This window comes from Actinoplanes sp. ATCC 53533, assembly GCF_003947245.1.
The window spans coordinates 1-1,079 of sequence record NZ_QHHV01000534.1 but is presented as its reverse complement, the minus strand read 5'-3'; the positions used below and the strand labels follow the sequence as shown (position 1 = coordinate 1,079).

The following is a 1,079-nucleotide window of genomic DNA, read 5'->3' as shown; positions in this document are numbered from 1 at the left end:
GGGATCACGACGTCTTCCAGAATCTTCAGCAGTACCGAGTTTCTTGACGACGACGCCCCCTCGCCTAGGTTGGCGATGTCGACCGCACCGAACAGGCCGCCCGGGTTGAGGATGGTAAGTCGGTCCGGATACATCTCGATCTGTACCTGCATACCGCGAGTTCCTGGGCTGAAATCTCGATGTACGAGCGCATTGACAATCGCCTCACGCAAGGCTTCGGGTGGGTACTCCCAGACATCCTTGCGGCCGTGCCCAACTATTTCGGCGCGACGGCTCATATTTCGCTGAATGACGGCTAGAGATTCCTTCACCATCAGTGGTATGGGGCCTTCGATGCGGACATTGTCGAGAAAGCGGGTCGCCCCTTGAGCCGATCCCGTTTTGGTGGGATGGTGGACAAATGTCAGATTGAGTTGCGGGAAGAATTGTTGTGGATAAATGCCGAGCGCCAGTAGTCCTGCGAGTGTCGGCCTTAACGTGTTGTCTTGAGTCGTGTGGAGAACGTTCAGCATCTTTAGTGCGGTGGTGTCATCCACGGAGGAAAATGGGCGTGGCGAGCTTTGCCTTACGCGCCTCAGTAATTCGGCCAGGCCGTGTTGGTCTAGATCTTCGACCGATGCTGATTCTACGATTTCGACATCGAATCGCGGCTGCCCTCGATCGGCGATCAGCTGCTGAACCTCCTCGCTGGTCAGTCGCCGGTCGCCGTCGCCAAGGCGTAGGTAACTGCCGCGGTGAAGTCCTCTGCTGGCCACATAACTAGGCTTTTCTGCTCGTGGCAGCTCGTTGATCTGAGCCCAAACGACGGTCTTGCCTTCAATGACGCTTAGTCCGGCCGAGGGCTGCAAGGGAGGTATGAGTCTGTCTCGCGCGACGGAACATAGATCGGCCAGCACTTTCGCAGGGTCCGCTACACCTGTCACAGCGAAGCCGGCGTTCTCGTCCACGCCGAGGAGAATCAAGCCTCCAGTAGTATTGGCGAAGGCGGACATGGTGTCGACGACGCTCTCGGGCAGCTTACGTTCGGCCCGCTTGGCCTCGATCCTGCCGTCCTCGGCGCCATACGACCGCAGCAGCAC

The 1,079-nt window shown here is 58.4% G+C and carries 1 protein-coding gene; it reads right to left on the bottom strand.

Translation table 11 applies throughout. The features are described from left to right. Positions 1–1,079 (bottom strand): RNA-binding domain-containing protein (locus DMB66_RS59840; protein WP_199753313.1); only part of this gene is annotated, 1,079 nt, incomplete at both ends.